At 68.1% G+C, this 12,138-nt stretch carries 12 protein-coding genes; 3 read left to right on the top strand and 9 right to left on the bottom strand.

Going from position 1 to position 12,138, the window contains the following annotated elements; all coding sequences use genetic code 11:
* Positions 1 to 27 precede the first annotated feature (27 nt).
* Genes D1012_RS05335 through mnmC2 form a run of 3 tightly spaced genes read right to left on the bottom strand, consistent with a single transcriptional unit; the run spans position 28 to position 2,458 of the window.
* Positions 28 to 909: a DMT family transporter gene (locus D1012_RS05335; RefSeq protein ID WP_118150304.1), complete on the bottom strand. Its 882-nt coding sequence runs from the start codon at positions 907 to 909 to the stop codon at positions 28 to 30.
* The gene (locus tag D1012_RS05340) at positions 906 to 1,772 is read right to left on the bottom strand and encodes a DMT family transporter (protein WP_118150305.1); all 867 of its coding nucleotides are present in this window, start codon (positions 1,770 to 1,772) and stop codon (positions 906 to 908) included. Before D1012_RS05340 ends, D1012_RS05335 begins: the two co-directional genes overlap by 4 nt.
* Entirely contained in the window at positions 1,769 to 2,458 is a 690-nt protein-coding gene (gene mnmC2 / locus D1012_RS05345; protein ID WP_118150306.1) for a tRNA (5-methylaminomethyl-2-thiouridine)(34)-methyltransferase MnmC2, read from the bottom strand. The genes D1012_RS05340 and mnmC2 overlap by 4 nt, the downstream gene beginning before the upstream one ends.
* Before the next feature lie 63 nt (positions 2,459 to 2,521).
* Here mnmC2 and D1012_RS05350 point away from each other — a divergent pair, with 63 nt between their 5' ends.
* The gene (locus tag D1012_RS05350; protein ID WP_118150573.1) at positions 2,522 to 3,562 is read left to right on the top strand and encodes an NAD(P)/FAD-dependent oxidoreductase; all 1,041 of its coding nucleotides are present in this window, start codon (positions 2,522 to 2,524) and stop codon (positions 3,560 to 3,562) included.
* Positions 3,563 to 3,643: 81 nt separating this feature from the next.
* Here D1012_RS05350 and D1012_RS05355 read toward each other — a convergent pair whose 3' ends face one another.
* From D1012_RS05355 to D1012_RS05370, 4 genes are all read right to left on the bottom strand, one after another.
* A complete protein-coding gene (locus D1012_RS05355) occupies positions 3,644 to 4,180 on the bottom strand; it encodes an NADPH-dependent FMN reductase (RefSeq protein ID WP_118150307.1) in 537 nt (178 codons plus the stop codon).
* Positions 4,177 to 4,905 (bottom strand): LrgB family protein, encoded by a 729-nt coding sequence (locus D1012_RS05360; RefSeq protein WP_118150308.1) that lies wholly within the window; start codon positions 4,903 to 4,905, stop codon positions 4,177 to 4,179. Before D1012_RS05360 ends, D1012_RS05355 begins: the two co-directional genes overlap by 4 nt.
* Positions 4,898 to 5,251, bottom strand: coding sequence for a CidA/LrgA family protein (locus D1012_RS05365; RefSeq protein ID WP_118150574.1), 354 nt, complete (start codon positions 5,249 to 5,251; stop codon positions 4,898 to 4,900). The genes D1012_RS05360 and D1012_RS05365 overlap by 8 nt, the downstream gene beginning before the upstream one ends.
* Before the next feature lie 141 nt (positions 5,252 to 5,392).
* Complete coding sequence (locus tag D1012_RS05370; protein WP_118150309.1) at positions 5,393 to 5,851, bottom strand: GNAT family N-acetyltransferase; 459 nt, start codon at positions 5,849 to 5,851, stop codon at positions 5,393 to 5,395.
* A gap of 170 nt (positions 5,852 to 6,021) precedes the next feature.
* Here D1012_RS05370 and smc point away from each other — a divergent pair, with 170 nt between their 5' ends.
* Both smc and D1012_RS05380 read left to right on the top strand, forming a co-directional pair.
* Positions 6,022 to 9,477, top strand: coding sequence for a chromosome segregation protein SMC (gene smc, locus D1012_RS05375; protein WP_118150310.1), 3,456 nt, complete (start codon positions 6,022 to 6,024; stop codon positions 9,475 to 9,477).
* Positions 9,474 to 9,824: a hypothetical protein gene (locus D1012_RS05380; RefSeq protein WP_118150311.1), complete on the top strand. Its 351-nt coding sequence runs from the start codon at positions 9,474 to 9,476 to the stop codon at positions 9,822 to 9,824. Before smc ends, D1012_RS05380 begins: the two co-directional genes overlap by 4 nt.
* A gap of 132 nt (positions 9,825 to 9,956) precedes the next feature.
* Here the strand turns inward: D1012_RS05380 and D1012_RS05385 are convergent, their stop codons facing one another.
* Both D1012_RS05385 and cbiB read right to left on the bottom strand, forming a co-directional pair.
* A complete protein-coding gene (locus D1012_RS05385; RefSeq protein WP_118150312.1) occupies positions 9,957 to 11,108 on the bottom strand; it encodes a lytic murein transglycosylase in 1,152 nt (383 codons plus the stop codon).
* Positions 11,109 to 11,117: 9 nt separating this feature from the next.
* A complete protein-coding gene (gene cbiB, locus D1012_RS05390; RefSeq protein WP_118150313.1) occupies positions 11,118 to 12,017 on the bottom strand; it encodes an adenosylcobinamide-phosphate synthase CbiB in 900 nt (299 codons plus the stop codon).
* Positions 12,018 to 12,138 lie beyond the last annotated feature (121 nt).

The following is a 12,138-nucleotide window of genomic DNA, read 5'->3' on the forward strand; positions in this document are numbered from 1 at the left end:
ATACTCCCGCGCGGGCGGCGCCACGGCTCAGACCGGGCGCTTGCTTTTCACATGCTGCCGCCACAGCGTGAACAGCCCGGCGGCCACCACGATCCCGGCCCCCATCGCCACATTCAGCCGCAATTCCTCGCCGAACACGAACAGCCCGATCAGCGTGGCAAAGGGCAGTTGCAGATAGGCCAGCGGCTGGATCGCCGAGGCTTCGGCCACCTCATAGGCGCGGATCAGGCACCAGTGCGACAGCGCGGCGGTCATGCACAACAGCGCCATCCAGCCCATATCGCCCGGCGTCATCGGCTCGAAATGCCAGATGCCGATGGCGGTCATCACGACCGCACCCGTGGTCCCGGTCCAGAAAAACGACACCATCGCCGCATCGGTGCGCGCGACATAGCGGGTCAGCAGGCCATACAGCGCAAACATCAGCGCCGCCGCCAGCGGGATCAGCGCCTCGACCCGGAACACGCCATACCCCGGTTGCAGGATCACCACCACGCCGACAAAGCCGACGCCGATCGCCAGCCACCGCCGCCAGCCCACGGTCTCGCCCAGAATGGGGCCGGACAGGGCGGCGATCAGCAGTGGATAGGTCGCAAACACCGCATGGCTTTCGACCAGTCCCAGCGCGATAAAGGCCAGCACCATCACGCAGATTTCCAGCGCCAGCAGCACGCCGCGCAGCATCTGCAGCTTTGGCATCCGCGACCGCACCGCCGCCCGGATCCCGCCGGGAGACCGGGAGACCAGCGCGATGACAAAGGCGGCAAAGAACCAGTAGCGCAGCATCACCACCATCCAGACGTTGTACGTCCCGGCCAGATGGCGTGACAGCCCGTCCTGCACCGCAAAGATCAGCGTGGTGCCGACCATCAGCCAGATGCCCAGCTTTGTGTTCTGCGTCACACTCATGTCTTTGCCGCCCGTTCCAGCGACAGCGCATAAAGCCCCGCCGCAATGATGATGCCCGCGCCCAAAGCCACCAGCGGGCTCAGGGTTTCCCCGTAAACCGTCATCCCGATCCCGGTGACAAAGACGATCTGCAGATAGGCATAGGGCTGCACCCGCGACGCTTCGATCTGCTCATAGCATTTCAGCAGCAGCCAATGCGAAAAGATCGACAGCACCGTATAGACCGCCAGCAGCGGCAGGTCGGTGACAGCCACCGGCTGCCAGTTCGGCAGGCCCAGCACCGTCATGACCACAGCGCCGATCACGCCGGGCCAGAAGAAGGACGGAAAGGTCGGCTCGTCCCGCGTCGTCAGCCGGGTCAGGATCGAATAGAGCCCGAACATCACCGCCGCCGCCAGCGGCAGCAGCGCCGCAGGGGTGAACACCCCCATGCCGGGCCGCAGGATCACGATCACCCCGATCATCCCCGCGCCAATCGCCAGCCGGCGTTGCCAGATGATCCGCTCGCCCAGGATCAGGCCCGAAAACGCCGCGATCAGCAGCGGGCAGATCGCAAACACCGCATGGCTTTCGATCAGCCCGATCAGCGTATAGCCCCAGACGATCACACAGATCTCGCCCACCAGCAGCAGCGCCCGCGCCACATGCACGGGCATATGGCGCGAGGCGACGGCGGCGCGCATACCGCCGGGGCGGCGCGACGCCAGCAGCAGCACAAAGCCCGCAAACACCCAGTAGCGCACCATCACCACCATCAGCGTGTTGTATTCGCTGGCCAGATAGCGCGAGAAGCCATCCTGCGCGGCAAAGGCCGCGACCGCCGCGACCATCAGCCAGATGCCCAGGCGTGGGTTGCGGCTCATCGCGTGCCCGCCGTCATATGCCGCTTGCGCCCGTGTCCGGGCTGGCGGGTGACGGTGAAACCGGCTTCGGACAGGCTGCGCCGCACATGCCCGGCGGCGGTATAGGTGGCGCAGGTGCCGCCCGCTGCCGTGTGCCGCCCCACCTCGGCCATGATGTCGGGCGACCACAGCTCGGGGTTCTTGGCGGGCGAGAACCCATCGAGAAACCACGCATCCGCCGCGCCCCGCCACGCGGGCAGCGTCTCGCGCGCATCGCCGATGATCACCTCGACCGCCACCCCCGGCAGGCGGAACTGACGCGCACCGCTGTCCCAATGGGTCAGAAACTCGGAAGCCACACTCTGCGCTTGCGGGAAATGCGCCAAGGCGCGGGCGATGTCGGCGGCGGGCATCGGATAGGCCTCGAAACTGGTGAAGCGGACCGTCCCCGGTCGGCCCGTCGCAGTCCATGCGATCAGCACCGCCAAAAGGTTCAGCCCGGTGCCAAAACCCAACTCGGCAATGTGAAACCCGTCGCACAGCCGGTCTGGCAGGCCATTGCCCGCCAGAAACACATGCCGCGTCTCTGCCAGCCCGTCATTGAGCGAAAAATACGGGTCATCAAACCGGCGCGACACCGGGATCACCCCGTCGCGCCAGTCCAGACCGTCGGCGCCAGACGCTGCACCCTGTTCGAGTTCCGACATTTGCCCTATGCCTCGCGCGGGGGAGTCCAAATCGGGGCCATCCATGGTCAGAAGGCGCAGGAAATGACAAGACCCGATCTGACGATAAGGGGCGGCGGCATCTTTGGCCTGTCGATTGCATGGGAGGCGGCGCGGCGCGGCGCACGGGTGCGGCTGATCGAGACCGCGCGCATTGGTGCGGGCTCCTCGGGCGGGGTGGTCGGCGCACTGGCCCCGCATGTGCCGGAAAACTGGAACGAAAAGAAAGCCTTCCAGCTTGACAGCCTTCTGATGGCCGAACCGTTCTGGGCCGGGGTCACCGAGGCCTCTGGCCTGCCGACCGGCTACGCCCGTCTGGGCCGGCTGCAGCCGCTGGACAGCGCCGAGGCGGTCGCCCGCGCAAACGACCGCGCGTCAGAGGCGCAGAGCCTGTGGCAGGGCCGCGCCGCGTGGCAGGTGGTGCCCGCCACCGGCGCAGGCTGGGAACCGGCCACGCCAACCGGGCTTTTGATCCACGACACCCTGTCGGCCCGCCTGCACCCGCGTCTGGCTGCGGCGGCGCTGGTCGCCGCAGTCCGTGCCAAAGGGGGAGAGGTGGTCATCGGCGAGGCCGAGGCCACCGGCCCGGTGATCTGGGCCACCGGCCTTGCGGGCCTGCTGGCGCTGAACGCGGATCTGGGCGGCAGGGTCGGGGCAGGGGTCAAGGGGCAGGCGCTGCTGCTGGCGCATGACGCCCGTGATCTGCCGCAGATGCAGGTCGATGGGCTGCACATCGTGCCGCATGCAGACGGCACGGTGGCCATCGGCTCCACCTCGGAAAACCAGTGGGAGGATCCGGTGTCCGTCGATGCGCAATGCGATGCGCTGCTGGCCCGCGCCGTCGCCGCTGTGCCCGCGTTGCAGGCAGCGCCAGTGCTGGAACGCTGGGCCGGTATCCGCCCCCGCGCCCGCAGCCGCGCGCCGATGCTGGGCGCATGGCCGGGGCGGGCGGGGGAATATGTGGCCAATGGCGGCTTCAAGATCGGCTTTGGCATGGCCCCCAAGGTGGCGCAGGTGATGGTCGATCTGGTGCTGGACGGGGTGGACCGGGTGCCGGAAGGGTTCCGCGTCGGCGCTTCACTTTAAGGCGCTGCGGCTTTGACCTGCGGGGGAGGGGGGCGCTGCCCCCCGCCTGCGGCCCCCCCGGAGTATTTTTAAAGCAGCAATTCAGTCTGTCGTTTTGCTGCGCAGAAGCTGCATCAGCTCGGTCAGGCCTTTTCCCGAACGCTCATCCTTGAGCTGGCCCTGATCGTCAAAAGCCGCGCCGGAATTTGCGATGAACACCTCTGGCCCCGGCAGCAGGCACGGGCGGAACGGGGTGAGGCAATGGCGCAGCGAGAATTGCGACCGCTCGCCCCCGGCGCGGCCTGCGGCGGCCGAGACGATGGCCACGGGCTTGTCACGCCAGGGCGCGCCTTTGGTGCGGCTGACCCAGTCGAGCGCGTTTTTCAGCACGCCGGACAGGTTCTTGTTGTATTCCGGCGTGGCGATCACGATTGCATCGGCCCCGGCGATCTGGTCGGCAAGAGTCTGCACCTCGGGCGGAATGCCTGCCGCCTCCAGATCGCCATCGTAAAGCGGCAGGCGCAGGTTGCCGTCGACAAAGCGGCACGCGCCAAAGACGCGCACCGCCTCGTGCATCAGCAGGCGGTTGGTCGAGGCGGCCCGAAGGGAGCCGCAGAGGCCGAGAAGGGTGGGTGTCATGGGACTCCTTGCAGGAACAGGGACAGGGCAAACGGGGCGACCAGCGCCGTTGCAATCGCATTCAACGCCATGCCGAGCGCTGCAAAGGCCCCGGCGGTGGGATGGACCTGTAGCGCACGGGCGGTGCCGATGCCATGGCTGGTCAGCCCGACCGCAAAGCCACGCGCCCGCCAGTCGCGCAGCCGGAGCAGGTTCAGGAGTGGCGTCGCCACCACCGCCCCGGTGATCCCGGTCAGGATCACCAGAACCGCCGTCAGCGTCGGCGAACCGCCGATGCGTTCGGCAATGCCGATGGCCACCGGGGCGGTCGCCGACTTGGGCGCCAGCGAGGCGAGCACCGTGGCATCCAGCCCCAGCGCCGCACCGATGGCAAGGGCCGACAGTGCAGCGGTCAGCGAGCCGGTGACCAGCGCCGCAACCGTGGGCCAGACCGCGCGGCGCAGGCTGGGCAGGCTGTCATAGAGCGGCAGGGCGAGGGCAATTGTGGCCGGTCCCAGCAGGAAATGCACGAACTGCGCGCCCTCGAAGTAGGTGGCGTAGGGCGTGGCCGTCAGGTGCAGCAGCGCCGCAAGCAGGGCCACCGCGATCAGCACCGGATTGACCGCCGGGTTGCGCCCCGCCAGCCGGAAACAGGCATCCCCCAGCGCATAGGCGATCAGGGTGGCGGTCAGCCACAGCAGCGGGCCTTGGGACAGATAGCTCCAGATCTCGGCGAAATCAGTCATCCCGCGCCCCCGTCAGCCGGGCCACGGCCGCAAAGGTCAGCGCACCGACAGCGATGGCGAGGATGGTGGAGCCGACAACCGCGACCGCAATCGCGGCGGTCTGGCCGCCCAGCGTGGCAAAATGGCCGACCACCCCGACCCCGGCGGGAACAAACAGCAGCGACAGATGCGCCAGAATACCCTGCGCGGTGGGCCGGATCAGGGCGGAAAACCGGCGCGAGGCGACCAGAAGCGCCAGCATCAGCACCATGCCCAGCACCGGGCCGGGCAGGGGCAGCGACAGGGCGCGGGCGGCTGTCTCGCCCAGCAGCTGAAGGCTCAGAATCGCAATCAGGGCGTGAAGCATCGGCGCGGCCTTTGGCTGTTTTGCCAAGCCTAAGACCTTTGGCGCAAAAGGAAAGGGTGGCTGAGGCGGCAGTCGGTCTTTCACGTGCGCTGCGCCTGTCCGGGGGAAGGGGCTGCGCCAAAGCGGCGTTTGTTTCCCGGTTCAGACCGCGCGCTCAAAGGTTACGCTGGTGGGCCGGTCATAGCCCGGATGGGCGGTACGCCCGACTTCGGCAAAGCCCATGGCGCGGAAGGCGGCGTGGTTCTCGACCAACTCGACCCGAGTCTGCAGTTCCAGCACTGGCAGGCCAAGCACACGGGCGCGCGTGGCGGCCACCTCGACCAGCGCGCGTGCCAACCCCTTGCCGCGATGTGAGTCCGCGACCGCCAGCTTGCCCAGATACAGCGCCTGCGGCTTTGGCGTCAGGATCATGCAGGCCACGGGCGGCGTGCCGGTCACCCAGACCTCGCCCCGCCGTGCGTGTTCGGCAATCGCCTCGACCGTCAGCACCTGCATCGACGAGGGCGGGTCGATCCGCCCCTCCATCGAGGCAAATTCGGTCTGGATCAGCCGCAAAACGGCGGGCCAGTCATAGGGATCGAGGGCCTGATGCGGGGTCATGCGCGGTTTTCTCGCTTCTCCCGACCAGAAAACGCCAAACCGGTCGCCGCTGCAATGGGCCAACATCTTGGGGATAACCCGCGGCAAACCGCCAGATACGGGGGAGGCCCGGTTGACTCTGCCTGCCCCGATGCACGACCATCACCGCCTTGCGACTCAACGAGGCAGATTTGCGTTTTTCCCGGCTCCGGCTCAATGGCTTCAAAAGCTTTGTCGACCCCACGGATCTGGTGATCCATGAGGGGCTGACCGGCGTGGTCGGGCCAAACGGCTGTGGCAAATCCAACCTGCTGGAGGCGCTGCGCTGGGTCATGGGCGAAAACCGCCCGACCGCGATGCGCGGCGGCGGGATGGAGGATGTGATCTTTGCCGGGGCCGCCACGCGCGGCGCGCGGCACTTTGCCGAAGTCTCGATCGTGATCGACAATCAGGACCGGCTGGCGCCATCGGGCTTCAACGATGCCGACACCATTGAAATCGTGCGCCGGATCACCCGCGATGCCGGTTCGGCCTATAAGGCCAATGCCAAGGACGTGCGGGCGCGCGATGTGCAGATGCTGTTTGCCGATGCCTCAACCGGGTCACACTCCCCCGCGTTGGTACGTCAGGGCCAGATTTCGGAACTGATCAATGCCAAGCCAAAGGCGCGCCGCCGCATTCTGGAAGAGGCGGCCGGGATCTCGGGTCTGTATGCGCGGCGCCATGAGGCAGAGCTGAAACTGTCGGGCGCGGAGCAGAATCTGCTGCGCGTCGATGACGTGCTCGAAGGTCTGGCGCAACAGGTCGCGACCCTGACCCGTCAGGCCCGGCAAGCCGCCCGCTACCGCGAGATCGGCGAAGACCTGCGCCGGTCCGAGGGCATGCTGCTGTTCCGCCGCTGGCGCGAGGCCGACATGGCCCGCGCCGAGGCCGAGGCGCAGTTGCGCGACCGGCTGGTGGCTGCAGGCAAGGCCGATGCCGCCGCCCGCGCGAGCAGCAAAGCGCGCGAGGCGCGCGAAGACGCGCTGCCACCCAAGCGCGAGGAAGCCGCGGTTGCTGCTGCCATCCTGCAACGGTTGGTGTTGCAACGCGACGCGCTGGGCGATCAGGAAGCCCGCGCGATGCAGTTGATCGACACGCTGAGGGGCCGGATCACCCAGCTGGACCGCGATATGGAGCGTGAGGCCGGGCTGAACCGCGACGCGGGCGAAACCATCACCCGTCTGGACTGGGAAATCGAGCAGTTGCTGCGCGCCCATGATGGCCATGATGAGCGTTTGCAAGAGGCGGCAGATACAGCGCGTGAGGCGGGGGCGATCCTCTCCGACCGCGAAACCCTGCTGTCGCAGGCCACAGAAGACTCCGCCCGCCTTGCCGCCCGCCACCAGTCGGTGCAGCGCCTGTTGTCCGACACCCGCGCCACCGTGGACCGGGCCGAAGCCGAAGCCGCCCGCGCCCGCGACATGGTCGAGGCCGCCGAAGCCGCACGCGAAGCCGCCGCCGAGGCTTATGCCAGCGCCAGTGAAGGGCAGGAAGACGCCGCCGCGCTGGCCGAGGCTGCCGAAGAAGCGCTGGAACAGGCCGAAACCGCCCGGTCCGAGGTTCAGGGCCGCGAGGCCGAGGCCCGCGCCGCGCGCGGCGAAGCTGAAGGCGAGGCCAATGCCCTGCGCGCCGAAGTCGCGGCCCTTGCCCGGCTGGTCGATCGCGAGTCGCAGGCGGGCCGCCAGCTGTTGGACCGCCTGACGGTAGAGCCCGGCTTTGAAAAGGCGCTGGGGGCAGCCCTTGCCGATGATCTGCGCGCGCCCGAAGTCGCCGCCGACGCCCGCTCCGGCTGGGCCGTGCTGCCCGGCTATGACGACACTGCGCCTTTGCCCAAAGGCGCGCAGCCGCTTGCCAGCCACGTCGGCGCGCCGGGTGTGCTGGACCGCAGGCTCAGCCAGATCGGCTTGGTCGAACGCGCCCAAGGCATTGCGCTGCAACCGCTGCTTCAGCCCGGCCAACGCCTTGTCAGCCTTGAGGGCGACCTGTGGCGCTGGGATGGGTTCCGCGCCTCTGCCGAGGATGCGCCCTCTGCCGCTGCCGCCCGGTTGCAACAGCTCAACCGGCTGGTGCAGCTGAAACTCGATCTGGAGCAGATCTCCGCCCGCGCCGAAGGGGCCAAGCGCGCGCATGAGGCGCTGCAAGCCCGGCTTGCCGATCTGGCCCGCGCCGATCAGATGGCCCGCGACGCCCGCCGCGCCGCCGATGCCCGCGTGACCGAAGCCAACCGCGCCGCCAGCCGCGCCGAAGCCGAGGCCTCGATCGCCGGGGGCAAGCTGGAATCGGCCAAACTGGCCGTGGCGCGGTTTGAGGACGAGGCGATGTCGGCGCGCAGCCGTCTGCGCGAGGCGGATGCCGCCGCCACCGAGCTGCCCGATCTTGACGCAGCCCGCGACCGGGTGGAGGCGGCCAAGGTCGCGGTCGAAGCGGCGCGTCTGGCCATGCTCACCCGCCGCTCCGCCCATGATGAGCTGCGCCGTGAAGGCGAAGCGCGTGTGCGCCGCCGGCAAGAGGCGACCAAGGAGCTGTCCGGTTGGCGTCACCGTCTGGAAACGGCGGAAAAGCGCAGTTCCGAGCTGGCCGGACGCCGCGCCGAGACCGAGGAAGAACTCGAAGAGGCCAGCGCCGCCCCCGAAGAGCTTGCCGCCAAGCGCGAGGAACTTTCTGACGCCATCGACACCGCCGAAGCCCGCCGCCGCAAAGCCGCCGAGACGCTGGCCGGGGCCGAAGCCGCCCTGCGCGATGCGCAACTGGCCGAGCGCGACGCCGAACGCCTGAACGGTGAAGCGCGCGAGGCCCGTGCCCGCGCCGAGGCCCGCAACGACGCCGCCCGCGAAACCGTGGCCTATGCCGCCGAGCGCATCGCCGAAGACGCAAACTGCACCCCCGCCGAACTGTTGGCCTCGCTGGCCGTTGACCCCGACAAGATGCCCGACGCCGAAACCCTGGATGTCGAGGTGCAGCGCCTGAAACGCCAGCGCGATGCATTGGGCGCGGTCAACCTGCGCGCCGAAGAAGACATGGCCACGGTGGCAGGCGAACACGCCACCCTGCTCAAGGAAAAGACCGATCTGGAAGAGGCGATCAAAAAGCTGCGCGCCGGGATCTCGGGCCTGAACAAGGAAGGGCGCGAGCGTCTGCTCACCGCGTTTGAACAGGTCAACCAGAACTTCGCCACGCTGTTCACCCACCTGTTCGGCGGCGGCGAAGCGCGGCTTGTGCTGGTGGAATCCGACGACCCGCTGGAGGCGGGGCTGGAAATCCTGTGTCAGCCACCTGGCAAAAAACTGGCCACCCTGTCGCTGCTCTCGGGCGGCGAGCAGACCCTGACCGCGCTGGCGCTGATCTTTGGCGTCTTCCTCGCCAACCCCGCGCCGATCTGTGTGCTGGATGAGGTGGACGCACCGCTGGATGATGCCAACGTCACCCGCTTTTGCGATCTGCTGGATGAGATGGCCCGCCGGACCGAAACCCGCTTTCTGATCATCACCCACCACGCCGTCACCATGGCACGGATGGACCGGCTGTTCGGCGTCACCATGGCCGAACAGGGCGTCAGCCAGCTGGTCAGCGTCGACCTGAAAAAAGCCGAGGCACTGGTCGCATGATCGAGGCGTTGCGGCAGGCGGGCTTTCTGGCCGTGGAGGCCGAAGGCGACATCCTCCACGCCCGGCTCTGGGCTGCTTCGGTCGATTTCACCGCCACGCCGGAGGGTGATGTGTGGCACCTTGCCCTGCATTGGCCGGTCCGCGCCAATGATGCGCAACGCGCGCAGTGGAACGCCGCGCACCCCAACGCCGCGATGGACATCAACAACGGCGAAACCCGCCTGTCGATGCGGGTGCAGGCGGGCGACCGACAAGGCCTGCACCACTGGGCCAGTGTTGCCGAACTGGCCGTTGCCCAGCTGATCCGCTGGCGCCGCGCCCAACGCCAGCCGGGTGAGGGCTACTGAATCTCTTCTGCATTGCTGCTTTTCAAATACTCCGGGGGAGTCCGCAGGACGGGGGCAGCGCCCCCCCAACCCCGAGGCAAAGGCTCTTCGCCTTTGCCGAGACATCGCGCGCGGCGCAGCCGCTCCTTCAGATCACAGCGCCTCCAGCAGCGCTTTGGTCGGCCAGGCATCGGCGGGCAGGCCAAGGCGCTGTTGTTCCTTCTGCACCGCCTTGCGGGTGTCGGACCCCAGAATTCCGTCGATCTTGCCCACATCATGCCCGCGCGCCGCCAGCTTTTCCTGCAGCCGCATCATCTGCGTGTCCTCCAGCCCCGGCTCGGGGCTGCCCGCGTCATAGACCGGCGCGCCTTCCAGCCGGGTCGCAAAATAGGCCCCGGTCAGCACATAGGTAAAGCTCTGGTTCCAGTCGAACAGCGTGTGGAAATTGGGATAGGCGAGGAAGGCCGGGCCGAACCGCCCCTGCGGCAGGATCAGCGATGCGGTGCCCTCCGGCAGCGCTTCGCGCCCGGTGACCCCCATCGCCTGCCACTCTGCCACAGGCAACTGCCCCTCCAGCCCCGACAGCGCCCAATCCATCTGCGCAGGCAGCGTGACCTCGGCCAGCCATGGCTGCTCCGCCTGCCAGCCATGGTGCTGCAGCAGACGTGCGCCTGACAGCAGCGCATCGGGCACAGAGGTTTTCAGCGTCACATGCCCGTCGCCGTCGCCATCCACCCCACGCGCCAGAATATCGGCGGGCAGCATCTGGACCATGCCAATCTCGCCCGCCCAGGCGCCCGTTGTATCAGTGGGCAAATCCCCTTTGTCATGCAGCGCAATCGCCGCCAGAATCTGCGGCTGAAACAGCTCGGGCCGCCGGCAGTCATGGCCCAAAGTCACCAGCGCATCGCGGGTGTTGAAATCGCCCTGCACCGCGCCGTAATCGGTCTCAAAAGCCCAGAACGCCAGCAGAATGCCCCTCGGCACGCCATAGTCCGCCGCCGCCCGGTCAAAGATCGCCGCATGTTGCGCGGCCAGGGCGCGGCCCTTTTCCAGCCGGTTCTGCGAGATCAGCCGTCGGGAAAAGTCGATGAAACTCATGCGGAACACGCCTTGCGAGCGATCCGCCTTCAATACACCCTCATCAATCCGCGCGCCCGCCAGATAGCGGCGCGCGGCATCTTCGGGCAGGCCAGCGGCCACCGCCTCGGCGGTCATCGCGGCGGTGAAGTCGGACAACGCGCCATCACAGGGCGCAGCAAGGGCGGGGCCGCTCATCAGAGCGAGGGCAAGGGCAATACGCATGGCCAGACCCTAGATCAGCGCCACGCACCCGACAAGCACCAGCATCAGCCCCCAGGCCCGCCACAGCGCCCGGCAGGCGGCCTCCACATCGGCAGGCCCGGCATTGCGCCGCCCCTCGGGCCAGACCCAGGGAAACTCCGACATCACCCCATGATAGGCGCGCGGCCCCGACAGCGAGACATTCAGCACCACCGCCATCGCCGCCTCGGGCCAGCCCGCGTTCGGGCTGCGGTGCAACGGCGCGTCGCGCAGAATGGGCCGCGCATGCGTCCAGCCATGGGACACTGCAATCAGCACCGCCGTCAGCCGCGCCGGGATCAGGTTCAGCAGGTCGTCAAACCGGGCCGCGGCCCAGCCGAACTGGGCGTGTCGTTCGGTGCGATGGCCGATCATGCTGTCGGCGGTGTTGGTGATCTTGTAGACCAGCATCAATGGCAGCCCGCCGATCAGAAACCAGAACGCGGGCGCAATCACCCCGTCCGACAGGTTTTCCGCCGCACTCTCGATCGCCGCCCGCGCCACCGCAGGCTCGTCCAGCGCCGCCGTGTCGCGGCCCACGATCATCGCCACCGCCTGCCGCCCCGCAGGCAGCGACTGGCGCAGGCCGGTCGCCACCGCGCGCACATGATCGACCAGCGATTTCTGCGCCAGCAGGATCGCCGCCACGATGCCTTCCAGCACGCCGAAATCCGGCACCAGCGCGATCAGATGCCCCAGCCCGCAAGCGCCCAGCACCATCGCCACCAGCGCCGCAACCCCCTTTGCCTTCCGCGCCCGCCCGGCATTGAACCGCCGGTCCAGCGCGCCCACCACCCGGCCCATCAGCACCGCCGGATGCGGGTAACGGTCCCAGATCGCGCGCGGCTCTCCCAGCGCGGCATCCAGCAGCATGGCAAGGAACAAGGTCATTCCGGCGCAATCCCTCTTACCGCAGGACAGGCCCTGCACCGCCCGTGCCTTACACCGCTGATTCGGTTGGCGACAGGGGGCAGGGCCGGGCCCCTGTCACAAAACAGCGGGAAAACCCCGG

This window comes from Pseudotabrizicola alkalilacus (assembly GCF_003443995.1).
Taxonomy (GTDB): Bacteria; Pseudomonadota; Alphaproteobacteria; order Rhodobacterales; family Rhodobacteraceae; genus Pseudotabrizicola; species Pseudotabrizicola alkalilacus.

Excerpts from the sequence above, each read along its gene's own strand:
- D1012_RS05355 (WP_118150307.1), bottom strand. The coding sequence starts at position 4,180 with ATGACACCCACCCTTCTCGGCCTCTGCGGCTCCCTTCGGGCCGCCTCG.
- D1012_RS05380 (WP_118150311.1), top strand. The coding sequence starts at position 9,474 with ATGATCGAGGCGTTGCGGCAGGCGGGCTTTCTGGCCGTGGAGGCCGAA.
- D1012_RS05360 (WP_118150308.1), bottom strand. The coding sequence starts at position 4,905 with ATGACTGATTTCGCCGAGATCTGGAGCTATCTGTCCCAAGGCCCGCTG.
- D1012_RS05370 (WP_118150309.1), bottom strand. The coding sequence starts at position 5,851 with ATGACCCCGCATCAGGCCCTCGATCCCTATGACTGGCCCGCCGTTTTG.
- cbiB (WP_118150313.1), bottom strand. The coding sequence starts at position 12,017 with ATGACCTTGTTCCTTGCCATGCTGCTGGATGCCGCGCTGGGAGAGCCG.
- D1012_RS05335 (WP_118150304.1), bottom strand. The coding sequence starts at position 909 with ATGAGTGTGACGCAGAACACAAAGCTGGGCATCTGGCTGATGGTCGGC.
- mnmC2 (WP_118150306.1), bottom strand. The coding sequence starts at position 2,458 with ATGTCGGAACTCGAACAGGGTGCAGCGTCTGGCGCCGACGGTCTGGAC.
- D1012_RS05350 (WP_118150573.1), top strand. The coding sequence starts at position 2,522 with ATGACAAGACCCGATCTGACGATAAGGGGCGGCGGCATCTTTGGCCTG.
- D1012_RS05340 (WP_118150305.1), bottom strand. The coding sequence starts at position 1,772 with ATGAGCCGCAACCCACGCCTGGGCATCTGGCTGATGGTCGCGGCGGTC.
- D1012_RS05385 (WP_118150312.1), bottom strand. The coding sequence starts at position 11,108 with ATGCGTATTGCCCTTGCCCTCGCTCTGATGAGCGGCCCCGCCCTTGCT.
- D1012_RS05365 (WP_118150574.1), bottom strand. The coding sequence starts at position 5,251 with ATGCTTCACGCCCTGATTGCGATTCTGAGCCTTCAGCTGCTGGGCGAG.